This window comes from Streptomyces caelestis (genome assembly GCF_014205255.1).
In the GTDB taxonomy this organism is placed as follows: Bacteria; Actinomycetota; Actinomycetes; order Streptomycetales; family Streptomycetaceae; genus Streptomyces; species Streptomyces caelestis.
In genome coordinates this window covers 1,041,836-1,065,181 of the sequence record NZ_JACHNE010000001.1, presented here as the reverse complement: position 1 = coordinate 1,065,181, position 23,346 = coordinate 1,041,836, and the positions used below count along the sequence as shown (strand labels likewise).

Below are 23,346 nucleotides of genomic sequence, written 5' to 3'. Positions count from 1 at the left end.
CTCCTGGGATATGAACGGCCCAACACCAGGGGGTACGGATGCCAGGGGCGAAACAATCACCTCTGCCGCAAAGAAATTTGGTGAACCGGCCTGGCCCGGTGCCGAGCGCGGTACGGCACCGGACCCGCGCGGAAAGACTCAGGGCTGGTACGAGGCCGCGCCCGCCGTGCTCACCACCTTGTCGCCGTCCGCCCTGCTCAGCAGCCCGGCCGCCACCCACGCGTCCACCGTGGACCGCACCCGCGCCACCAGCGCCCCCTTGTTCCGGAACGGTGCCCCCGCCCAGACCTCGTCCAGCAGCGTGGTGCCGTCGGTCTTGGCCGGGTTGGCGACGCCCGCGTCCCGGCCGCCGAAGACGACCTTCGGCTCCGAGCGCCGGAAGTAGGCGTGCGTCGGATCCTCCGTCCCCTCGAAGAACGGCGCCCACTCCCTCCCGTCCAGCGTGAAGTGCAGCGGCTTGCCGGACACCGGCTTGAGGGAGGCCGACAGGTCGCCGGACAGGCCGGCGTCGCGGTACAGCCCGACCTTCAGGTACTCCGTGGCGGAGTCGCGGGCGACCAGGTTGACCGGGCCGTGGAAGAGGGTCTGCAGGGACGGGTCGTCGAGGGCCTTCTCCACCCGCGTCCGGAACGGCATGGTGACCCGGACGGTGTCGCCGGCCCGCCAGGTCCGGGACACGCTGAAGTAGCTCCCCGGCCGCGGAGTGCCGGACACCGCACCGCCGTTGACGGTCACCCGGAACCCGGCCGTCGCCCACGACGGCACGCGCAGCCGCAGCGTGAAGGAGGCCCGGCCGCCGCCGAACGTGAGCGTGCTGCTCTGCTCCCTCGGGTAGGCGGTGGTTTGCGTGACCGTCACGCCCTTCTCGGCCCAGGTCAGCGTGGACGGGCTGTACAGGTTGACGTACAGGGCGCTGCCGTCCGACTTCGCGAAGTACACCGAGTCCTGGTACTTCGTGGCGCTCTCCATGCCGGTGCCCTCGCAGCAGGTCGTGCCCTGCTTGGGCGTGTAGTCCCGGACATGACCGGGCGTCAGCCCGATGAAGTACGTGACGAGCGGCTTCTCCGCGTCCGGCTTGTCCTGCTTCGAGCCGAGCACCTGGTTGTACAGGGCCCGCTCGTAGTAGTCCATGTACTTCGGGTCCTGCTCGTGGAAGAACAGGGTCCGGCTCAGCTTGAGCATGTTGTACGCGCAGCAGGTCTCCGCGGTGGTCGCGCTGATGGTGCCCGCGATCACGTCCCGGGCCTTCCAGAACTCCTGGGTGCTGGTGCCGCCGATGCCGTACATGCGGTGCGGTACGACCATGTCCCAGAAGTGCTTCGCCGAGGTGAGGTAGCGCTCCTCACCCGTCTCGTCGTACAGCCGCACATAGCCGGTGAAGATCGGGATGTGCTGGTTGGCGTGCAGCCCGTCGAGGATGTCGGTGTTCGCCGCGCACGCGTCGATCAGCCGGTCGAGGTCGAACAGCTTGGCCAGTGCGAGGTGTTCGGCCTTGCCGGTGATCGTGTGCAGGTCGCAGATCGCCTCGACGATGCCGCCGAACTCGCCGCTGGAGAAGATCCCCCACATGCGCTGGAGCGTGGACTCCGGCAGCCTGGACAGCCGGGAGTACATCCAGTCGCACATGCCGGACGCGAGGTCGAGGGCCCGGTCGTCGTCCGTGGCGGCGTACGCGTCGAGCAGACCCCTGAGGATCTTGTGCGCGGTGTAGTACGGCGCCCACACCTTGGTGTAGTCGGGGGTGGTCCTCGACTCCAGTTCGATGAACTGCGTCTCCGGGTACGCCGCGAGGAACCCGGGATGACTGGGCGCGCCCCAGGTGCGGCGCAGGGTGGCGGTCAGGCCCCGGCCGGAGGCGTCCGCGAAGGTTCCGCCCCTCGTCTCGTCGAAGGCGTACGACGCCAGGTCGCCGTGGCCGGCGGAGGCGTCGGCGGCCCGGCTGTTCTGCAACTGCCCGATCTCGGCGGCGTTCAGGGCCCGCGACCACACGTTGAATTCGTCGTAGGCGCCCGCGAAGACGGGGTCGGTGGAGAAGTTCGAGCGGCCGAGCCAGTTGTTGGCGAGGGCGCCGAGCGCGGCCGGGGTGAGGGACATCGCCGTGTTGCGGGCCACTGCGGTGCCATTGACGTACAGCGTGCCGGTCCCGCCCGCGATCGTGACCGCGAGGTGGCTCCACTGGTGGAGGGGCAGCGCCGTGGTGCCGTTGAGGGCCTGCTCGCCGCCCGGCCCGCTGGTCGTGATGGCGAAGCGCGGCACACCGCCGGCGTTGCGGGCGGCCAGGTACATGTACCGGGTGTTGTCGTTGCCGAAGTCGAAGACCCGCGCCCAGTTGCCGTCGTGGGCCGGCTTCACCCAGGCGGACAGCGTGATGGCCGAGGCGCCCTGGAGGACGGCTGCGGGCAGATCGACGTACTGGTACGAGCCGCGGACGTTCTCGACGGCGGTGCCGAACTTCCCGCCGACGCTCAGCACGGCCGGGTCCTTGCGCAGCGCCTCGCGCACGTCGGTCAGCGCCCCGACCATCGTGCGGATCTTGTCGACGAACACCTGCTCGCCGGTGCCGGCATAGGCCTGGGACAGCATCGTCAGGAAGTGCCCGGTGTAGTGACCGCGCAGATTGCCGTTGGCCTCCCCGTCCAGCCCCTCCCACCCGCCGGGCGCGACCGCACCGCCGGTGGAGAGGCCGGCGTTGGCGCGGAAGACCTGCAGCAGCCGGTTGACGTCGTAGCCGCGGGCGTGGTCGAGCATCAACTGCCGCTTGTCGGCGAAGATACCGGGCCTGAGGGCCACGTCGTCGAGGGCGAAGGGCTGGACGGTCCAGCTGGACGGTGCGGCGGCCACGGGTGTTGCCTCCTGAACGGCGGCCGCGGCTCGGCCGGTGGCGGCGAGAGAGACCGCAGGTGTCGCCGCCGCGAGGGCCGCGGCCTGGAGAAGGGATCGTCTGGAGAGGGGCGGGGCCATGTGCTCCTCCACGAGGTGGCCTTGTTCGTTATGACGAACAGCGTGCGGGGGGTCGGCCAGACGTTATGCGCGGGGTGAGAGGGCGTCAACGCTGCGGACGGGATTGGTGCTCAGGGCTGATCGGGACGGGGCACGCGTGCCAGGGCGGCTCTGATGGTCTCGGCGGGATCGGGGACGGGGATGCCGAGGTCGTTGAGCAGGGAGACGATGTGGCTGATGCTGGTGCGTTTACGGAGGGCCGTCTTCACCAGGAACTCCAGCGGGAAGTCCTCGGCCTCCGGGACATCGCCCGCGTCCAGCTCGTCCGCGCGGATGAGTCGTAGCGCCTCGCTGGACGAGAGACCCTTCGGGAGGCAGTCGTGCGACGTCGCGATGTTGCAGGTGCGCAGACGCTTCGCGATCGTCGTGGGCAGGGTGCCCAACTGCCGTGCCGCCAACAGGATGTAACTGAACGGCACTGCCTCGTCCGTCTGCGTGTACCACCAGTTGACCGGGCTGCTCTCGCGCAATATCTCCCGGTCCAGTGGGGTGGGCCGGCGGGGGACCTCCAGGGCTGTGTCGAACCCATAGGCGCGCAGGCGGTGGAGCTTGAAGCGGAGGTCGTCGAGGTCCTCGACGCCGCTGAAGACGCTTCCGTAGAACAACGGCCCCGAGGGGACGAGGGACTTGCCGTACACCCCGTCGTCAAGGACCCAGAGGTCATCCGTCGTGGCATCAGCCGGAAACGGTTCCGGCGGGACGACTCCGAGCGCGACCAGCTTGGCCAGTACTTCCGCCGGTTCCAGTCCGAGTTCCTGCGCCGCGCCGAGGACCAGTCCGGGTGGCGTCGCCTGCTCGGGTGCCAACCAGGGGGGTTTTCCGTCCGTATCCAGACTCAGCAGTACCACGGTCTCCGTCGTGGGGTGGTCCGGCAAGCGCCCGGAGTCGGCGAGGAGGCCGTGGGCTGCGAGCCGTCGGCACACTTCCGGCACGGAGAGACCGGACCGGAGGCTTGCGCGCGCCAAGTGCCCCGGGGGGACCGCGACGTCGGGATCCAGGCAGCCCTCCGTCACTCTGTCCGGGTTGAGCCAGAGCAGGTCGTCCTTCTCCGCGGCCTTGCACAGCTTCACCACGTTGTCCGGTACCACGAGCCCGAAACGCCGCAGAAGTTCGGCCGTTGCGGCGGCGGTGTCGTTCGCGTGTGCCGCCGCCTCCATCAGGTCTGCGGTGGACAGAGGTTTCTGCCTGCCCAAGAGGTTTGTGTCGTAGAGCGGCCGGAAGGCACCGCTGTTCGCCCTCGTGAGCTGTGCATCGGACGACCAGGACCGGGGATCGGCGTCGGGGTAGCCCAACGCGGCCAGTTGCATGGCTACGTCGCGTGAGGTGCACTGGAGAGTTTCGGCGGCTTCGGCGAAGTTCCAGTGGTTGTTAAGAGGTCTGCCGTGCCAGCTGCGTGACTGACGGGCCATCAGTAACCACTGGTCGGACGGCGTCGGCCGCCGGACCGGACGGGTGTCGTCCGCCTCCGGACACACCTCGACCAGTTTCCGGAGAGCCCGCGCGGAACGGCGGGCCAGGATCCGCCAGAGGAACACGTGGTCCGGCGCGTGACCGTTGACCTCACTCCAGGCACCGGCACCGTAACGCGGCTCGTCACGAGGGTCGTATGGGACAAGGGAGAAATCCGCCGGAAAGTACCCGACCTGTGGACTGCCGAACCGCATGCCTTTGAAGGTGAGTTCCCGACCGCGCGCGGAGAGCGCGTCGGCCACGACGTCGGCCAGAACCGCGCTGCCGCCGGCCACCTGGCACAGCCAGGGAAAGCCCGGCACGTCGTCCTCGCCCTCCGCGAGGACGCTGCCGGCCCTTTCCGTCAACTCCCGTACCATGACGGCCACATCGTCCAGTACATGTCGGCGGTCCACCGAGAGTTTCGCCGGGGACCACGGACCGCGCAGGTTCACCACCGCCCCGGTCAGCCCCGGCCCCGTCGCCGAAAGCACACCCTTGCGCACCGTCGGCTCCACGACCAGCCCGTCCACGAGCAGCGCCCCGCCGTTCTCGCACCAGACGACCTGTGCGCCCCTGCCGTCCTCGGACCAGGCCAACAGGCTTCCGTGCGCGTTGAGACCGGTGTCGGCAGCACCGGACTTCTCCCGTCCCTTCAGCCGCCCCGGCTCCCACGAGCTGCTCAGCACCCCCTTTCGCGCGGTCGTGGGGAACTCCGCGATCGCGAGCACACGTTCCAGGACGTCGATCACGGACCAGCTCTCCGGCTCGACGTCGGGCCGCAGATACAGCCGGACCCGGGTGCCCGGCTCGCGACCCCGCGCGGCCTTCCGCACGATCCTGAAGAGGTGTCCCGGACCGCAGATGGACACCTCGTACACGGGCCCGGGAACGCCGTCGGCGTCCATGCGGCAGGTGGTGACCCGGATCTCCTCGGCGAGCATGAAGTAACTCAGCACACCGATCCCGAACCGGCTGTTCGGATACAGCGTCACCGGCGGGTCCAGGGACTCCCAGCGGGCCCGTTCCAGCTTGAACTCCAGCTGTTCCGCGAAGCGTGCGCCGGCGTGGGAGAACACACCGCGCAGTTCGGCCTCGCCCATGCCGATGCCGTCGTCCTGGCAGTCCAGATACGCCCGGCCGTCCTCGTCGGTGTCCTGCACGAAGGCGATGCGGCCGGTGTACGGCGCGCCGGACGGTTCGGTCGTGCGGTCGAGGTACTCCTGCCGGGCGCGCCGGTAGCGGCAGGCGTCGAGCGCGTTCTGGTACAGCTCCCGGACGGCCAGGTCGCGGTCCTTGTACAGCTCGATCCCCATCGCCAGATCGAGGACCCGGCGCCCGTCGCTCCGGAACCTCGCGTACCCGTCGAAGGTGCCGCGGCTCGGGACCACGCCGTCGGCGGAGAGCCGGGTGGGGAGGTCCGGCATGGGCTGGTTGACCCGTTCTCTGACGGTGCGCCGTATCGCGTGCAACACGGCGTCGGCCCGGGCGGTGTACTCGCGCAGGCCCTCGACGACGGCCTCGTGATGGCACTCCGCGCGGAGCACCGGCAATTCGCGTGAGCCTCCCCAGTGCGCTTCCGTGAGGGTCCGGCGCAGCAGGGGCACATCCACCGGATACGGGATGGCGAGGTGCTCGGCGACGATGTCCGGCAACGCCGTCGTCTCGACGGACATGCCGTATGCGAGGGCGGCGAGGAGGCCGACGCGCTGGAAGCGGATCTGCTGGTGACCGGGGCCGCAGCGGACGCGTTCGTCGGCGGGCAGCAGATTCAGGAACTCGGGGTGACAGATGTCGGGCCCCCGCCGGAGACCGTGCAGCAGCACGGTCAACCTGGCGGGAGTGAGCGCGGCGCCGAGCTCGGCGGCGGACTCGCCCAGTTCCTCGAGAAGTCCAGCGACGGAATCGGCTTCCGAGAACTCCTCGTGCCGGGTGAGCCGACGGTGGCAGAGCCACCAGCCGACGAGCGGTTCCGCCTCCGGGTCCCGCAGGGCCCGCTGGACGAGCGCCTCACTCTCCTCCACGAAGATCTCGTACGCCTCCCTGCTCGGGTCGGCGGTGCTCGCCGGTCGCAGGGACCAGGGGCGGACCCGCGCGAGTCGTGCCGCCCGCCGCAGGTAGTGGACCCGGTGGAGGAAGGGGAACAGGACGAGGAGGGACGCCTCGGCCGGATACAGGTCGAGGCCGTTCGTCCCGTCCTCGGGTGGTTCGCCGAGCAGCCATTCGACGTTGTCCAGGAACGCGGTCGCGATCCGCGAGTCACACCAGGGATCCTGCTCCAGCGACCGTTCCAGCTCGTCCCGCATGCGGGCCAGCCGGGCCGCGAGGACGGCGACGTGCCGCCGGTGGTGGCGGGTGTCCCGGCCTCGCGGCACATGCCGCCAGACGCAGGAGTCGCCGACCCGGCGCTCCCATGCGCCCACGGCTACGGATTCCGGCGCGGATGTCGTGGGCGGGATGGCCGCGTGAACGTGCAGTTCCCGGATCGACCCGGCCTGGACCACCGCGCCCGCCACCGTGTCGCCGCCCACGACGTTACGGGTGCCACCCTCCGTCACCTGCCGCTCCCCTCTGGTGCTTTTCGAAGAATCTATGAGGAGCGCCGCCCGGGTGTGGCCGGTTTCGGCCGAATGGGCGACCGCTGGTCAGCGACTCGAAGAGGTCGTCGGTGAAGACGTCGTGGCCCGCTGTCCACCCGGCTACGTCGTCCGGCACAGCCAGTCATACGCCGCCCGTGCCGTGAACTCCGCCTGACCGCCCCGCAGAAGCAGACCGGCGGTGGCGAACTCCGGCGCGTCGGCCTGGGCGGCGACGTACGGGAGGGCGATGCAGCGCATCCCCGCCGCGTGTGCGGCGGCGGCGCCCGGGGCGGCGTCCTCCAGCACGACGCAGGCCGCCGGGTCCGCCCCGAGCCGGCGGGCCGCCTCCAGGAAGACGTCGGGAGCCGGCTTGCCGTGCGCGACCTCGTCCGCCGAGACGACGGTCCGCAGGTGGGCGTCCAGGCCCGTGCCCGCCAGGACCGCCTCGATGGCCTCGGGCGAGGACCCCGAGGCCACGGCCATGGGCACGCCCTCGGCGGCCAGCAGCTCGACGAACCTGCGCATTTCTGGATACGCGCGCGTGGAACTGCGCGCCAGTTCCAGATAGCGGCGGTTCTTGGCGGTGAACAGCTCCTCCACGGAAGCCCGCAGGTCGTACCGCTCCTTCCAGTCCGCGACCGTCTCCTGCGTGCTGATGCCGACGTACCGCTCGTGGTCCGTCCAGCTGAAGTCGGGAACGCCGTGCTCGGTGAGGGTCTGCCGGCCTGCCTCGTAGTAGTTCGGCTCGCTGTCCACGAGCGTTCCGTCGAGATCGAAGATGACTGATATGCCGCCGAGCATGCTCATGGTTCCAGCATGTCAAAGACCATGATCCCTAGGCCGCCGGGGGTCAGGCCCGGGCCGCGCGGCCGATCGACTCCACCAGCGGCAGCAGCCGGTGGGGGACGCGCTCGCGCAGGGCGATCTCGGTGCGGGTGCGGACGACCCCGGGCAGGCTGATCAGCTTCTGGACGACATCCTCAAGATGCGCGTTGTCCCGCGCCACGACCCGGGTGAGCAGATCACCGCCGCCCGTGATGGAGAACGCCTCGACGATCTCGGGCACCGCCGCCAGCGCGTCGCCCACCTCGTCGAGATGGCCCTGGGTGACCTCGATGTGCACGAACGCGAGCACCGGATGCCCGAGCGCGGCGGGGGAGAGGGCCGGTGCCGTGCCGGTGATCACGCCGTCGCGCTCCAGACGGTCGAGCCGGGCCTGCAACGTGCCCCGGGCGACGCCGAGGACACGGGCGTACTCGCGCACGCTCGTGCGCGGCTGCTCCAGCAGCAGCCGCAGGATGCGGGTGTCGAGCTCGTCCACGGCCATGCCGCGCCCTCCTCGTCCGTTGGCCCTGCCGCGGTCGCTCCCCGGCCGCTCTGGCTGTACCAATGGCTCAGTCTAGAAGAGGCCTGTTGAGCCAGTGGCGTCCGGGATGCTGATATGGAGGCGTCGATGGCGCTGCGGACCCCGCGGCGCCTTTTTCATGCTTTCCCATCCGGCGTTCCGAAGGGGGCGGTAAGTGGTGCTGAAGAGGGTGTTCGTGGCTCCGGATCCCGGGCGGACGCGGTTGCGGTTCGCCACGCGTGCCGTGCTCGGCATCGCGCTCGCGGTCGCCGTCTGCGGCCTCGCCGGGCATTCCCTCACGGGGGCCGTCACCGGCGGTCTCGCCGCCCTGCTCGCCCTGTTCACCGTCACCGACGCCACGGTCCGCGGGCAGGCGGTCACCACCGCGCTGCTGCCCGCCGTCGGGCTGCCCGTGCTCACCGCCGCGGCCGGACTGCACGACCAGCCGGTGGCCCGCGACATCACCTTCCTCGCCGTGGTCGGCGCGGGCGTGTACGCCCGCCGCTGGGGTCCGCGCGGGCACAGCCTCGGCGTGTTCGCCTTCATGACCTTCTTCGTGGCGCAGTTCCTGCACGCCACCCCGGACCAGCTGCCCGAGCTGTACGCCGCGGTCCTGCTGTCCGTCCTCGCCGCCGCCGCGGTCCGCTTCGGTCTGTGGTGCTACGAGCGTCGCCTGCCCCCGCCCGCCGTGCCCGCCTCGCTGGGCGGCACCGGCCTTGCCCGCGTGACCACCCGCCAGGCGATCCAGGCGACCGCCGGCGCGGGCTTCGCCCTCGTCGTGGGCCAGCTGGTGTCCGGACAGCGCTGGTACTGGGCCGTCGGCGCCACATGGTGGATCTTCGTCAACACCACCTCGCGCGGTGAGACCCTGGTCCGAGGCTTCCGCCGGCTGCTCGGCACGGTCATCGGCATCGCCGTCGGCCTGCTCGTCGCCATGCCGGTGCACGGCGACCCGACCCTCACGGCCGTCCTCGCCGCCGTCTGCGTCTTCGGCATCTTCTACACGGCCGCCGTGTCCTACACCTGGATGATGCTCTGGGTCACCCTCCTCGCCGGGCTGCTCTACGGCCTCCTCGGCGTGCTCGGCCCCGGCCTGCTCGCCCTGCGGCTCGCCGAGACCGGCGTCGGAGCGCTCGGCGCCGCACTGGCCGTGATCCTGCTTCTGCCCGTCACCACGCACAGCGTCACCGACGCCTGGATCCAGCGGGCCCTGCGCTGTGTCCACGCCTGTACCGCCGAGACCGCCCGGCGCCTGGCGGGCGCGGCCGACGCCGACCCGGTCCCGCGGGTGGCGGAACTGGAGCAGCTGCTCGCCCGGGTACGGCTCTCGGTCGCCCCGCTCGTGCACCCGCTGAACCCGATGCTCGGCCGCAAGCGACGTGCCCGGCAGGTGCTCGCCCTCCTCGACGACTGCGCCCGGGAGATCCGGGGCCTGGTCGCCGTCGCCGCCGACCCGGAGGCCTCGCACGACGCCCGCCTGGCCGCCGCCTGCTACCGCGTGCAGGCCGCGGTCGAGGCGCTCACCGACGGCGGAGACGTCTCGCTCCAGACGGACGGCCTCTCCACGACGGAACCTGCCCTGGCCCACCTCCACGGCCTGGAACGAGCCCTGGCGGAACTCGCCCGCCCCCTCCGCACGCCGCCCGGTTCGCCGCTGGTCGGCGCGTGAGCGCTGTACGGCGCTGAGGGGTTCTGGCCGGACTCGCTCGGCCGCTGTGTGTCCCGTCGGGCCCGCCGCTCGGCCGGACGGAGCGAGCCCGGCCAAGTCCTTGACCGCTTGGTCTAGACCGCGCATGATCGGCTGCGCGGTCATGAGGACGGTCGAGGGCGAGCTAGGGGCGGCAGGGGGGACAGCCGTGGCGGACGGCAGCAGGCGGCGGGCGTACATCGGGTCGTTCACGGCGGCCGGCGGGCCCCGGGATCGTGACGGCGGCCGTCGATGCCCGCAGCGGCGCGCTGATCTGACACCGATGACCGAGATCTCGGTCCTGCACGGCGCACCGGCGGGCGACGCCTACCCCTGCGGCATCGTCACCTCGCCCGACGGCCGCTTCGTGTGGACCGCCACCCGCGGCGAGGACGTCCTGTCCGTGCTCGCCGTCGAGGGCGAGGAACTGCGGCTGATCGCCACGGTGCCCTGCGGCGGCCACTGGCCGCGCGCCCTCACCGCGTCCGACGGCTTCCTGTACGTCGCCAGCGAACGCTCCGGCGACGTGACCTGGTTCGCCACCGACCCGCGCACGGGCATACCGCGACGCGCCGGCTCGATCGGGGTGACGGCAGCCTCGTGCGTGATCCTCGGCTGACAGGGGTGCGGGGGGCGCGCCGCCCTGACGACGAAGGCCCGCTCCGAACCGGAGCGGGCCTTTTCGGTCGTGCCGGGGGACGTCAGCGAACCGGCGTGCCCTGAGCCTGCTGCGGCGCGATCCCCAACGCCGTCGTGTACTTGGCCAGCGCCAGCTTCCCGACCGCCGGGTACGGCCCGAGCGACTCCGCCGCGGAGCACTCCGCCTCCTTCGCGGCCTCCTCGACCAGCCCCGGCTCGATCTCCGGGCCGATCAGATACGGCGCGAGGGCCAGCTGCTGCGAACCCGAGGAGCGCAGCTGCTCGGCGACGGACGCGATGGAGCCCTCCTGGTCCAGGGCCGCCGCCATCACCGGTACCGCGAGGCGCGCGGCGAGCAGCATGCCGGTGATCCCGGCCGCCTGCACGGCCTCGTCACCGCCCACGGACGCCAGGATGATGCCGTCGGCGGCGGTCGCCACGGTGAACAGCCGGGCGCGGTCCGCGCGGGCCAGACCGGCCTCGGAGAGCCGCACGTGCAGCGCCTCGGCGAGCAGCGGGTGCGGACCGAGGACATCGGTCAGCTCGGCGGCGATCCGGCTCTCCATGACGGCCTGGCGGACCCGGCGCAGCAGCGCGCTGTCCGGACCGGCGAGCAGCGGCACGACGACGGCGACGGGCCCGTCGGGCTCCCTGACGTCCATGCCGGCGGCACGCGCCTGCTCGAAGCGGGCGGTGCGCTCCTCGGCGGTGTACGCGAGCACGGCCTGAAGCGAGGGGTACTCCGCGTTGTCCCCGTCGAGGTACCCGATGCGGGCGTCAAGGCCCGGCAGCTCGGAGCGGGCGATGCTCACGACCTCTTCGGCGAGGCCGCGCGTGGCGCTACTGGGCGTGCCCGGCACGGCGAGGACGAGCGCGGGCGCGCCGTCGGGAGCCACCAGCGGCTCCGGACGACGGTGCCGTCCGGGCTGGCGGGGTCGCGGCATTCGTACTGGCAGGCCGGACTCGGGTCCAGTGGGGGAACTCATGGCGCCGCATGTTACTGGCTTCCTGGGCTCCCCTGTTCGGGGAGGGGGCAGGTGAGCGGTATCCATCCGGTTTTGTCTGATGAGTTACGTACGGATGGAATGACATGCGGATGGTGCGTGATCGGATCAATCACCCGACAGGGTTGTCACGCTCAGCATGGTCTCGTCACCCGGCAGGGTGAGCGGACCGGCGCTCAGCTCGGCCGCCAGGCGCACCGCGCCGTGCAGCGGATCGCCCTCGGCCGGCATCCGCCGCGCCCGCGGGAGCCGCTTCGCCAACTCCTCGTCCAGCGGTACCAGGAGCGGGTCGCCCGTCTTGAACAGACCGCCGGTGACGGCGACGCGCGACTCGCCGCCGGAGGGGCACACGGCCGCCGCGGAGTCGGCCATGTGCCGGGCGGCCGCGCGCAGGATGCCCGCCGCCACGGGGTCCTCGTCAGCGCAGGCGGCCACCGTGGGAGCGAAGGAGGCGAGCACGGCGGGCCGGTCCGGTCGCGGATAGAGCGCGCCGGGCAGCCCCGCCACGGGCCCGAACACCTCCTCGGCGCACGCCAGCAGCCGGGCCGAGCCGCCCTCCCGCCCGTCGTGGGCCCGCAGCGCGGCCTCCAGCCCGGCCCGCCCGATCCAGGCACCGCCGCCGCAGTCGCCGAGCAGATGCCCCCAGCCGTCCGCCCGGCGCCAGCCCGCCAGGTCGGTGCCGATCGCGATCAGTCCCGTACCGCCGGCGATCACGACACCCGGCCGTGGCCCGAGCGCACCCACGTACGCGGTCACCGCGTCGGCGGCCAGCGCCACCCTCCGCACACCGAACTCCCGGGCCAGCGCACCCGGCAGCTCGGCGCGCAGCCCGGCGCCGAGGGAGGCGAACCCGGTCGCGCCGACGACAGCGGCGGCCAGTCGCACAGGGCCGGCCTCGGCGGTCAGGGCACGCACCAGGGGCACGAGTCGCGCCAGGAAGTGTTCGGGGTCGATGCCCCGGTCGCCCGTGCGCACCGGTTCCCCGGACGCCCGCCGGGCGAGCGGGCCGCGCTCGGCGGTTCCCACGACCACCCGGAGTCCGGACCCGCCGGAGTCCACGGCGAGAAAGCCGGAGCCTTCCGACGCCCCGGTCACGGCAGGCGCCAGTCCACCGGTTGGCCGCCCTGACGGATCAGCAGGTCGTTGGCCCGGCTGAACGGGCGGGAGCCGAAGAAGCCCCGGTCCGCCGACATGGGGGAGGGGTGAGCGGATTCCACGGAGGGCAGGTCGCCGAGCAGCGGGCGCAGATTGCGGGCGTCACGGCCCCACAGGATGGACACCAGGGGCTTGCCGCGCGCCGCCAGGGCCCGGATCGCCTGCTCGGTGACCTCCTCCCAGCCCTTGCCCCGGTGGGCGCCTGGCTTGCGCGGGGCGGTGGTGAGCGCCCTGTTGAGCAGCAGCACGCCCTGCTGCGTCCACGGAGTCAGGTCACCACTGGACGGTTGCGGCAACCCCAGATCGGCGTTCAGCTCCCGGAAGATGTTGATGAGACTGCCGGGCAGCGGCCGCACCTCGGGCGCGACCGAGAACGACAGCCCCACCGCGTGCCCCGGGGTCGGATACGGGTCCTGACCGACGATCAGGACCCGCACGTCGTCGAAGGGCTGCTGGAAGGCCCGCAACACGTTCGGTCCGGCCGGGAGGTAGGTGCGTCCCGCGGCGATCTCCGCGCGGAGGAAGTCCCCCATCGCGGCGACGCGTTCGGCCACCGGTTCCAGGGCCTTCGCCCAGCCCGCTTCGACGATTTCATGCAAGGGTCGTGGTGCCACGGGCGTCACCCTACTGCCGTACGGGCAGCGGCGATCAACCGGTGGCCAAGGCCCGCTCGTAACCTCATCGCCCGCATCGTTCCCCGCGTCATCCCCCGCCTCGTCCCTGCCTCAGCCGACGACCGCGGCCCGCACGCACAGCACGTCCGGCAGATGCGAGGCGAGCTGCCGCCAACTGTCGCCGTCGTCAGCCGAGACGAACACCTCGCCGTTGCGGTTGCCGAAGTAGACGCCCGCCGGGTCCGCGTCGTCCGTGCACATCGCGTCGCGCAGTACCGTGCCGTAGTGGTCCTCCTGGGGCAGGCCCGCCGAGAGCGGCTCCCAGCTCTTGCCCGCGTCCGCCGTCCGGTAGACCCGGCATCGGCGGTCGGCCGGGACCCGGTCGGCGTCGGCGTTGATCGGGAACACGTACGCGGTGTCTCCTCTGTGCGGATGCGCGGCCGCCGCGAAGCCGAACGTGGACGGAAGGCCCTCGCCGATGTCCGTCCAGTGCGCGCCGGCGTCGTCGCTGCGGTAGACGCCCCAGTGGTTCTGGAGGTAGAGCCGGTCCGGGTTCGCCGCGTCGCGCGTCACCTTGTGCACGCACTGGCCGAACTCCGGGTTCGGGTCGGGCAGGAACACCGCGGAGACTCCCGAGTTGGAGGGTGCCCAGCTCGCGCCGCCGTCCAGTGTGCGGAACACACCGGCGGTCGAGACGGCGACCGTCACCGCCTTGGGGTCGCGCGTGTCGGTGAGCACGGTGTGCAGGCCCTCACCGCCACCGCCCGGCACCCACTTCGACCGCGTCGGGTGCTCCCACAGAGGCCGGACGAGCTCGAACGTCTCCCCGCGGTCCTCCGAGCGGTACAGCGCGGCCGGTTCCGTGCCCGCGTACACCACGTCCGGCTCGGCGGCGGCCGGGTGCAGCTGCCACACCCGCTCCAGGGACGCCCCCGTGTCCTTGGGGAACTTGACGGCCGGCCGGGCCGGTTCCGTCCAGGTCCGGCCCAGGTCGTCGGAGTGGAACACGGACGGGCCCCAGTGCGCGCTGTCGCCGCCGGCCAGCAGCCGCGGGGTCGCGGTGCGGGTGTCGATGGCGACCGAGTACACGGCCTGCGCGTTGAAGTAGGGGCTCTCGTCGAACTCCCAGGTGCCACCGTCCCGCCGACGCCCGATGAACAGGCCCTTGCGCGTGCCCACGGCGAGCAGTACCTCGGTCATGCCGATCACCTCCGCGGCGTCGTCGTCGACGCCCTTGTCTCAGACACGGGCCAGTCTGCACCCCACCACTGACAGTCACCCCCGGAGCGGTATCCGGTGCAGGTCAGGGCCGTGTCGGCGCCGCCTACGGGCACCCGTCGCCGCCGCCCACGAGGACGCCGCCACAGACCGGCGCGCCCTCTCGGAGTACGTGCAGTGAGCATCCAGCGGCCCGCTTCCGTATGGGGAGGGCGGCGGGATGGTCGTGCGCTCGTGAGGAGGAGCCTTCGATGGCGTTACGTGGTCCGAAGGTGTGGCTGTGGCGCTGGCGGCGGAATCCGCTCAAGCGGCGCGCCGACGAGGTGGAGGCCTGGGTCGTGCTCGGCGTGTGGATGCTCACCGTGTTCGTCGGGGTGCTCGCCGGCATGACGGTGAGCCGGTCCGTCGAGGACGGGCTGGCCCACGAGCGTGTCGAGTGGCGCCCCCTCGTGGCCCGGCTCGTCGAACGGGCTCCCGGGACGGCCTCCGGGAACGGCGGCGTCTCGCGGGCCGAACACGTGTGGGCGGAGGCACGGTGGACCGCCGCGGACGGTTCCTCGCACTCGGGCCAGGTACGGGTCCTGGCGGGCAGCCAGGCCGGTTCGCCGATCACCGTGTGGACGGACCGGGAGGGCCGCCAGGTGACCCGCCCCGTCACCGAGTCCCAGGCCCGCGTACGCGCCGTGCTGATCGGCGGCGTGGCGGGCGTCTGCACGGCGGTCGTGCCACTCGCCGCCGGCCGCGCGGTACGCCGCCGCCTGGAACACCGCCGCATGGACCAGTGGGACGCCGAGTGGTCCCGCTTCGGCCCGATGTGGGGGCGCACGACGGGGTGATGGGCCGGGCGGCGCCCACCCCCGGCGGGCGGCTGGTCCCAGTCTGATGGGCCGGGGTGGTCCGGCTCTGGTGGGGGACTGGCCGCAGTTCGGCGGGGCGGGGTGGTCCTGTCCCGCCGAGAGCGACGGGCTCCAGCCGGCGGGCGGGGTGGGTCCCATCCGGGCGGGGCGGCTGATTGCGGCCCGGCGGGTGGTCGGTCTCGGTCGGTCAGGGTCGGCCGGTGTGACACCGGCGAGGGTGGCTGGTCGTAGTGCGGCAGGTCGGGCGGGTGCCATTCCGTCGGGCATGGCTGATTGCGGCCCGGCGGGTGGTCGGTCTCGGTCGGTCAGGGCTGGCCGGTCCGATTCCGGCGAGGGCGGCTGGTCGCAGTCCTGCGGGGGCATCCTGGCGGGGCGGCCGACTGCAGTTCGGCGGATGCGGTCGGTCCCAGCCCGACAGGGCAGGCCGGTCCCACTCCGGCGGAGGCGGGCCCGGCCCATTCCGACCGCTCTACCTGCCCCCCTCCCGGCCCAGCGCCTCCCGGCACACCCGCAACAACTCCTCGTCCTCATGGATGTCGTGGCCGGCGTAGCCGCCAGCGGTGGCGCGATGCCGTCGTGGGGACGTGAGCTCCGCTCGCAGCAGGTCGTGCAGGGGCGCTCCCGTGGGACCCAGCGCTGCCACGCACCCGGCGATCGCCGTGCGGGTGCGCGGGTGTTCCGCCCATGCGGAGCGGAGGACGGGAAGGACCTGCTCCTGTTCCGGCTCCCCGGTGATCCGCCACACCGCGCATGCCGCCGCGGTCCGTTCCGACACTTCGCCGGAGCCGGCCATCCGGCGCAGCGCGGGCAGGGCCGTACGGGCCGCCGGCCCCAGTCGTCCGAGTACGTCGGCGGCCGCCGCGGGCTGATACCGGCCCCTCCCGCCGTCCGTCAGCTTCCGGAGCAGTACGGGCACGACGGCATCCGCCTCACCCGTGACCGACCACAGCGCGTCCGCGGCCGAGACGGCGCAGTCGGTCTCCAGCAGTCCACGCAGATCCGGTGTCGCCTCGCGCGCGGCGCTGCCGAACGCCGCGAGGGCACGGACCGCCGCCCCCGTGACGGCGTCGCGCAGTCGCAGCCCGTCCGGCATGCCACGCAGCAGGCGCAGCACCGACGGCACGGATTCGGCGTCGCCCAGTGCCGTGAGCGAGGACAGGAGCGGAACGGCCCGCTCGTGCGTGTCGGAGCCGTCGAGCGGGACGCGGGCGAGGTGTCGCCGCAGGGCGGGGGCGAGTGGCGCGGCAGCGCGGCCCAGATGGGGTGTCACCAGTCCCAGGTCGTGCGGTACGACCGGACCGGCCAGCACCTCGGCCAGCACCGGCGTGGCCCGTGCGTCCCCGGCCCTGGCCAGCGCCTTGAGCGGGCCGCCCAGCGTCGGCGCCCCCCGCTCCCCATGACGTACGCGAAGCTCGGGACGGCAGGTCACCAGGGCGTGGAGGTGGTCCGCGGCGGGCCGGGCCAGCTCGAAGAGTTCCGCCAGGACGGCGACGGCCGCGTCGTGCAACCGGCCCTCCTCGGCCCCCAGTTGGGCACCTATGAGGACGACCGGCTCCGCCCCGCCGGTACGCCACTCGCGCAACAACCCGGCCGCCATCCACACGGCGTTGCACCGGTCGAGGGCATCCGGGCTGGTCAACTGCCCGCACAGCAGGGCGACCCGGTCACTCACCCGGTCGTCCAGCGCGGAGTGCAGGGTTCGCAGCAGCCGGGCGCCCTCCTCGTCCGAGGGACGCAGGCGCCGCAGCCGCCCGGCCAGGGTGTCCACACCGGGACTGTCCTGCGCGTGTCTCCCGCAGGCGCGCTGCCCGGACCTGTCCCGGAGCAGCCGGACCACGGTCGGTACGAGATCCGCGGGAAGCGACTGCGGGGCGCACTGCGCCAGCTGGCCGAGCGCGGCCAGCCGCAGCTCGGGTCCGTAAGGCGGTCCGCTCAGCACCGCCAGCAGGTCCACTGCCTCGGCGGCGTGGGCGCCAGCGGTCGGCAGGTGCCGCCGTGCGAACAGGCCGAGGCCCTCGGCCAGGGCGAGCAGGACCCGGTCGTCCCGCTCCACGGTGATCCGCTCCCGTAGCAGGGCGAGCACCCCGGCAGGCCGGTCGAGGAACCGCACGAGCGCCCCCGGAGCGGCCCGGCGGACTCCGGCGTCCGCGTCCCCCGCCAGCCGGACGAAGACATCCGCACCCGCCCGCAGCACGGCACGGACCCTCGCGGCGACATCGTCGGATCCTCCGCCGTCCCCGTCCCCCTCGGATCCGTCCCCGACGGATCCGCCGATGCTGACGAGGAGCTCCACGACCCCCGCCCGGTCGCGTACCTCCTCGCGGACGGCGAGCGAGAGGAGAAACGGAACACAGGCGAGCGTCGAGTCGTACACACCTCCCTGGTGGTGCACGGCGCCGTACATCCGGTCGAGCGCGGTCTCCCGCTCGGCCGGGTCGGCGGAGGCCAGTCCGCGAAGCAGTCCGGGCACGTCCTCCGCGCTGCCGTAGGCATGCCGTAGCGAGGCCCAGTCGACCTCGTCGATCCCCCTGAACACGTTGTCCTCCCCAGGCGAAGTACCAACTGACGGGGAGTCTGCACCATGGCACTGACAACGAAGCGGAATCGGGAGGTGACTGTGCGCGAACTGTGCGCCCGTTGGGCGACGGCGGCTCGATCGCCGAAGGGCGAGGGCGGCTCAGTTCCCGCCGGGCAGCGCGCGCTCCACGATCGCGTCGAGCTGGTCGGGGAGGTACGCGCGCGCGTGCGGGGCGTATGACGCGCACGGGACGCATGACGCGGACGGCCGTGCGAAGCGCCCGCCGGGACGCTTCGCACGGCCGTCTTCACCGTGGGGGGACTGCCTGGGGGACTACCTGTAGGTGATGTCCGAGGTGGAGTAGAGGCAGTTCTTGCTGTCGGGTCCCGACCCGACGGCGGTGTTGTTGTTGTACTTCTGGCAGGGGACGACCTTGCGGCCGGCGTCGTTGCGGATCGTGATGCCGCGCAGCGTCGCCACGTCGTTGCGGTTGACGTTGATGCCGACGAGCCGTGCCGTGGTGCCCGTCCCGGTCACGTCGATGGTGTTGAGGTTGACCTTGCGGGTGTACTGCGTGGAGCAGTCGCCGCAGGAGCGGTAGAGCGTCTTGAACTCCTGCACCGCGAAGTTGGAGATGTTCAGGGTGCCGCCGCCGTTGTGCTGGAAGACCTTGTCCGCCGCCTTCTTCGCACCGCCGCCGATCACGTGGTACGTGGCGCCCGTGCCGCCCCGGAAGGTGGCCGCGTCCTCGCCGACGTCCTCCCACCAGACGTTCTGCAGCGTGCAGCTGCCCTGGCAGTGGATGCCGTCGGCGGCGGGGGCGCCGAGGATGACGTTCTTCAGCACCGCGCCGTCCGCGAGCTTGAAGATCGGGTCCTGGCCCTCCTCCTGGCCGTCACCGGCCAGGCTTCCGGTGCCGTAGAACCGCTTCATCCCGTAGTCCTTGGTGCCGGACACGGAGATGGTGGAGGAAGTCCCCTGGCTGCCGTTCGGGGTCGGCCAGGTGGCGGCGCTCGCCGTCGGCGCGTTGGTTGTCATGATCATGCCAACCGAGAGGCCGAGAGTGGCCAGCGCGCCGGTCAGTGCGCGTCGGCGGGCGCGCGGACGTGTCGCAGAAGTCATGTCCCGATTCCTTCTGTCGTCTGAGCGGATGAGGGTGTCGGAGCGGAAGGGGTGTCCGAGCGGACGCGGTGTCCGAGCGGACGGGGTTCAGAGCTTTCCGGCGCCCGCACCCGTCGTCACCGAGGTGACGACGGACGAGGCCGGCTCCGCCGTGTAGCCGTACGGCGGGCTGGTGAAGGTGCCGACCCGCGAGATCTCGGTAGCGGCTCCACCGAGGTCGTTGCCGCGCAGGTTGGCGTATCCGTCGACGTCGCTGCTGCGGTTCGTGGTGACCGCGACCTTCGTCGAGCGGAAGACGTTGTTCTCGACCAGCATCTGGGCGCCCATGCGCGAGTGGCAGGCGGTGTCGGCGCCCTCGACGTAGTTGTTGTAGAAGTGCCCGGTGCCGAAGCGCAGGCTGGGAATGCGCGAGTACACGTTGGCGAAGTGGTTGTGGTGGTACGTCACCTTCAGCCGGCCGGTGTCCTCGCTCGCGTTGTTGTCGCTGTGGCCGACGAGCGAGCCCTTGAAGTGGTTCTTGAAGGTGTTCCAGGACACCGTGACGTTGTCCGCGCCGTGGTTGACGTCCAGCAGCCCGTCGTAGTGGTCCTTGTCGTGATCGCGGTCGGCCGAGAAGGAGTTGTGGTCGATCCAGACCTTGCTGGACGCCTCGACGGTGATGCCGTCGGCGGGCGCCACCGGCTTGCTGATGCTGAGGTTGCGGATGACGACGTTCGAGACCTTCTTCAGCCGGAGTCCGCCGCCGGTGAACCCGGACGCGGAACCCACGCCCAGGACGGTCGTGTTGGACCCGACGTCGACCTGACCGCTCAGCGGGATCAGGCCGTTGACCCGGACGACCTTGGCCGAGTTGCCGGTCACGGCCGACTTGAAGGCGCTCAGCGTGGAGACGGTGACCGCCGAGGCGCTGCCGCCGCCGGTCGTCCCCGCCGCGAACCCGACCGGTGAGGTCTCGGCGGCCCCGGCCGGCTGGGGAACGGCCAGGACCGTCACGGTCGCCAGGGCGGATGCGGCAGCGAGCGCAAGGGTGGATCGGCGGACACGTGTACGGGGGGGATGAGTACGCATGTGGGGTGCGTCCCTTCGTGGTGCCTTCATGGTGCCAGGTCGGTCAAGTACATGAATACCGTTCGCCATGTTGTTCACCGCGCGCGCTGAGTGTGGCCGGTCCGGATGTCCCGCCACGCCCTGGGAGTGCACTTCCCCGGGTGCGGCAGGCCTCGGCGGGCGCCCTGGCGGAGGCGCTTCCGGGTCACACTGCTGAACGGAACGTAGGGGGCAAGCGCTTTCTAGTCAACGCTTCGCGCAGAACACATTCAGCCGGTCCTGGTCGGAGCGCCGGCGCTGCGGGAAGCGGAGTGGGAGCGCTTCCATGAGAGCCATGTCCATGTCACCATGCGGTCGGGATGCTTCCCTTCACGAGAGGGCGGGTCGATGAGGACTCCGCGCATGCGTACGTTCGCCAGCGGGCTGGTGTTCACGCTGCTGGCCGTCGGTGTCCTGGCCCTGTCGCCGGGACCGGCGCTCGCGGGCACGCCGCAGCCCGGCCGCGAGGGCTCCCTGCCGGGGTCGTTCGCGTGGTCCTCGAGCGGCCCGCTGATCAGCCCGAAACCGGACGCCGGCCACCCGGTCCTGGCGGTCAAGGATCCGACGGTGTTCCGCTACCAGGACCGCTGGCACGTCTACTTCACGACGGCCGACACCGCCGGGCGCTGGAGCCTCGGGTACACGAGCTTCGCCCGGTGGTCCGAGGCCGCCTCGGCTCCCCAGACGTTCCTCGACGCCAACCCGGACATCGGCAACCGGTACGCGGCGGCGCCCCAGGTCTTCTACTTCGCGCCCCAGCGGACCTGGTACATGGTCTACCAGACCGGACCGCCGTCCTACTCCACCACCAAGACCCCCTCCGACCCGCTCAGTTGGAGCGCGCCGCGGAACTTCTTCGGCAGTGAGCCGCCCATCGTGACCGAGAACAAGGGCGACGGCGCCTGGCTGGACTTCTGGACGATCTGCGACCGGACGGACTGCTACCTGTTCTTCTCGGACGGCAACGGGCACCAGTACCGCTCGCGCACCACCCTCGCCGAGTTCCCGAACGGCTTCCGCGACACCACGATCGTGCTGTCCGAATCCAACCGCTTCGACCTCTTCGAGGCGGGCAACGTCTACCGGCTCGGCGGCGGCGGCTACCTCATGCTCGTCGAGGCGCTCGCGACCGGATCCGACTGGCGGCGTTACTTCCGGGCCTGGACCGCCGACAGCCTGGGCGGCACGTGGAAACCGCTGGCCGACACCGAGGCCAACCCCTTCGCCCGCTCGTCCAACGTCGCCTTCGAGGCCGGACAGCCCGCCTGGACCAGGGACTTCAGTCACGGCGAGCTGATCCGCTCCGGCGTCGACCAGACCCTCACCATCGACCCGTGCCGCCTCCAGTTCCTCTACCAGGGGATGGACCCGGCCTCCAGCGGCGAGTACTACCGGCTGCCCTGGCGGCTGGCCCTGCTGACCCAGACGAACTCCACCTGCTGAACCGCCGTACGACGTCCTGCGAGCCGCGCCTCACAACGGAAAGGACCCGGACGTGCCTGCCACCCCCCACCCCTCGACGAGGAGACCGCTGCGGTCGACGCTCCTCGCCCTCCTCGCCGGGCTGCTGCCGCTGCTCGCGGCCACGGTGCTCACCGCATCCGCGGCCGCCGCCCGCGAGCCCGCCCGTGATTCAGCCCCTGAGAAGGCCGTAGCCACCGCGACCCTCGCCGAGGTCACCGACTTCGGTACGAACCCCAGCAACCTGCGGATGTACCTGTACGTGCCGGAGAGCGTCAGGCCGAACCCGGCGGTGGTGGTCGCCGTGCACTGGTGCACCGGCTCGGGCCCGGACATGTACAACGGCACCGAGTACGACACGCTGGCGGATCAGTACGGGTTCATCGTGCTCTACCCGTCCGTCACACGCAGCAGCAAGTGCTTCGACGTCTCCTCGCCCCAGGCACTGCGCCGCGGCGGCGGCAGCGACCCGGTCGGCATCAAGTCGATGATCGACTGGGTGACCCGCACCTACGACGCCGACACCGGCCGGGTGTTCGCCACCGGCATCTCCTCCGGCGCGATGATGACGAACGTCCTGCTCGGCGACTACCCCGACGTGTTCGCGGCGGGCGCCGCCTTCTCCGGCGTGCCGTTCGCCTGCTTCGCCACCACCGACGGCTCCGAGTGGAACAGCAACTGCTCGGGCGGCACGATCACCCGCACCCCGAAGGAGTGGGGCGACCTGGTCCGGAACGCGTACCCCGGTTACAGCGGCCCCCGCCCGCGGATGCAGATCTGGCACGGCACCGAGGACGACGTCCTGCGCTACCCCAACTTCGGGGAGCAGATCAAACAGTGGACGAACGTGCAGGGCGTGAGCCAGACCCCGGCCGCCACCGACACACCCCAGTCCGGCTGGATCCGCACCCGCTACGGCGGCACGGGCGACCAGGCGCCCGTGGAAGCCGTCAGCCTCCAGGGCGTCGGCCACAACCTGTACGCCCACGGCATGGCATCCCGGGTGCTCACCTTCTTCGGCCTCGACAAGCCGGGCCCGGCTCCCCAGCCCCAGCCCGGCGCCTGCAAGGTGACGGCCGCGGTGAACGCCTGGAACACCGGCCTGACCGCCTCCGTGACGATCACCAACACCGGTACGACGACGGTCAACGGCTGGAAGCTCGGTTTCACGATCCCCGCCGGGCAGACGATCACGGGCGGCTGGGGCGCCACGTACACGCCCTCGTCCGGGTCGGTGACCGCTGCCAACGCGTCCTACAACGGCACCATCGCGCCCGGCGCGAGCGTGAGCATCGGCTACCAGGCCGGTCACGGCGGCAACAGCGCCGCTCCGGCCGCGTTCACGCTCAACGGGACGGCGTGCGCGACCGGTTGACGTGGGCGGTGTGCCTCGGGGTGCGGGTGCCGACCCAGACCGACCGGTGGTACTGGTCCGGCACCCGCACCTCACCGCCGAGTTCCCGCGCCGCCTGCCGGGCCCACGAGGGGTTGCGCAGCAGCTCGCGGCCCGGCAGGACCGCTCGGCCTCGCCGTTGGCCAGGATCTTCTCGGCCTGCTCGACATCGGTGATCAATCCCACCGCGGCTACCGGCAGCCTCGTCTCCGGCTTGCC

Annotated in this window: 15 protein-coding genes and 2 pseudogenes; 5 read left to right on the top strand and 12 right to left on the bottom strand. The window is 71.8% G+C overall.

What is annotated here, in order from left to right:
- Positions 1-138: 138 nt before the first annotated feature.
- The 4 genes from HDA41_RS04730 to HDA41_RS04715 all read right to left on the bottom strand — a co-directional run bounded on the left by HDA41_RS04730 (position 139) and on the right by HDA41_RS04715 (position 8,355).
- Complete coding sequence (locus HDA41_RS04730) at positions 139-2,961, bottom strand: beta-L-arabinofuranosidase domain-containing protein (protein ID WP_184980981.1); 2,823 nt, start codon at positions 2,959-2,961, stop codon at positions 139-141.
- Between the two features lie 110 nt (positions 2,962-3,071).
- Positions 3,072-7,007 carry a wHTH domain-containing protein gene (locus tag HDA41_RS04725; RefSeq protein ID WP_184980979.1) on the bottom strand — a complete coding sequence of 1,312 codons (3,936 nt, stop codon included), beginning with the start codon at positions 7,005-7,007 and terminating at the stop codon, positions 3,072-3,074.
- A 141-nt stretch (positions 7,008-7,148) separates the two neighbouring features.
- The gene (locus HDA41_RS04720) at positions 7,149-7,835 is read right to left on the bottom strand and encodes an HAD family hydrolase (protein ID WP_184980977.1); all 687 of its coding nucleotides are present in this window, start codon (positions 7,833-7,835) and stop codon (positions 7,149-7,151) included.
- Positions 7,836-7,878: 43 nt separating this feature from the next.
- Positions 7,879-8,355 carry an Lrp/AsnC family transcriptional regulator gene (locus HDA41_RS04715; protein WP_184980975.1) on the bottom strand — a complete coding sequence of 159 codons (477 nt, stop codon included), beginning with the start codon at positions 8,353-8,355 and terminating at the stop codon, positions 7,879-7,881.
- A 196-nt stretch (positions 8,356-8,551) separates the two neighbouring features.
- Here HDA41_RS04715 and HDA41_RS04710 point away from each other — a divergent pair, with 196 nt between their 5' ends.
- Complete coding sequence (locus HDA41_RS04710) at positions 8,552-10,042, top strand: FUSC family protein (RefSeq protein ID WP_184993143.1); 1,491 nt, start codon at positions 8,552-8,554, stop codon at positions 10,040-10,042.
- 292 nt (positions 10,043-10,334) lie between these two features.
- Positions 10,335-10,679: pseudogene (locus HDA41_RS04705) on the top strand (lactonase family protein); the annotation flags it as partial.
- Between the two features lie 82 nt (positions 10,680-10,761).
- Here the strand turns inward: HDA41_RS04705 and HDA41_RS04700 are convergent.
- The 4 genes from HDA41_RS04700 to HDA41_RS04685 form a co-directional block, all read right to left on the bottom strand.
- Positions 10,762-11,685 (bottom strand): sirohydrochlorin chelatase, encoded by a 924-nt coding sequence (locus HDA41_RS04700; protein ID WP_184980973.1) that lies wholly within the window; start codon positions 11,683-11,685, stop codon positions 10,762-10,764.
- A gap of 126 nt (positions 11,686-11,811) precedes the next feature.
- Complete coding sequence (locus tag HDA41_RS04695; RefSeq protein ID WP_184980971.1) at positions 11,812-12,798, bottom strand: N-acetylglucosamine kinase; 987 nt, start codon at positions 12,796-12,798, stop codon at positions 11,812-11,814.
- Entirely contained in the window at positions 12,795-13,472 is a 678-nt protein-coding gene (locus HDA41_RS04690; protein ID WP_031120513.1) for a uracil-DNA glycosylase, read from the bottom strand. The genes HDA41_RS04695 and HDA41_RS04690 overlap by 4 nt, the downstream gene beginning before the upstream one ends.
- 111 nt (positions 13,473-13,583) lie before the next feature.
- Positions 13,584-14,681 (bottom strand): WD40/YVTN/BNR-like repeat-containing protein, encoded by a 1,098-nt coding sequence (locus HDA41_RS04685; RefSeq protein WP_184980969.1) that lies wholly within the window; start codon positions 14,679-14,681, stop codon positions 13,584-13,586.
- A gap of 260 nt (positions 14,682-14,941) precedes the next feature.
- Here HDA41_RS04685 and HDA41_RS04680 point away from each other — a divergent pair, with 260 nt between their 5' ends.
- A complete protein-coding gene (locus HDA41_RS04680) occupies positions 14,942-15,526 on the top strand; it encodes an Rv1733c family protein (RefSeq protein WP_184980967.1) in 585 nt (194 codons plus the stop codon).
- Positions 15,527-16,016: 490 nt separating this feature from the next.
- On the opposite strand, the gene HDA41_RS04675 is transcribed toward HDA41_RS04680, so the two are convergent.
- From HDA41_RS04675 to HDA41_RS04665, 3 genes are all read right to left on the bottom strand, one after another.
- Positions 16,017-18,083: a HEAT repeat domain-containing protein gene (locus tag HDA41_RS04675; RefSeq protein WP_184980965.1), complete on the bottom strand. Its 2,067-nt coding sequence runs from the start codon at positions 18,081-18,083 to the stop codon at positions 16,017-16,019.
- 315 nt (positions 18,084-18,398) lie between these two features.
- Positions 18,399-19,187: a pectate lyase gene (locus HDA41_RS04670; protein WP_184980963.1), complete on the bottom strand. Its 789-nt coding sequence runs from the start codon at positions 19,185-19,187 to the stop codon at positions 18,399-18,401.
- An 87-nt stretch (positions 19,188-19,274) separates the two neighbouring features.
- On the bottom strand, positions 19,275-20,255 hold the full coding sequence (locus tag HDA41_RS04665) for a pectate lyase family protein (RefSeq protein ID WP_184980961.1): 981 nt from the start codon (positions 20,253-20,255) through the stop codon (positions 19,275-19,277).
- A gap of 381 nt (positions 20,256-20,636) precedes the next feature.
- On the opposite strand from HDA41_RS04665, the gene HDA41_RS04660 reads away from it, so the two are divergent.
- Entirely contained in the window at positions 20,637-21,716 is a 1,080-nt protein-coding gene (locus HDA41_RS04660; protein ID WP_184980959.1) for a glycoside hydrolase family 62 protein, read from the top strand.
- Positions 21,717-21,768: 52 nt separating this feature from the next.
- Positions 21,769-23,109 carry an extracellular catalytic domain type 1 short-chain-length polyhydroxyalkanoate depolymerase gene (locus tag HDA41_RS04655; RefSeq protein ID WP_184980957.1) on the top strand — a complete coding sequence of 447 codons (1,341 nt, stop codon included), beginning with the start codon at positions 21,769-21,771 and terminating at the stop codon, positions 23,107-23,109.
- 37 nt (positions 23,110-23,146) lie between these two features.
- On the opposite strand, the pseudogene HDA41_RS41005 reads toward HDA41_RS04655, so the two are convergent.
- Positions 23,147-23,343: pseudogene (locus tag HDA41_RS41005) on the bottom strand (oxidoreductase); the annotation flags it as partial.
- Positions 23,344-23,346 lie beyond the last annotated feature (3 nt).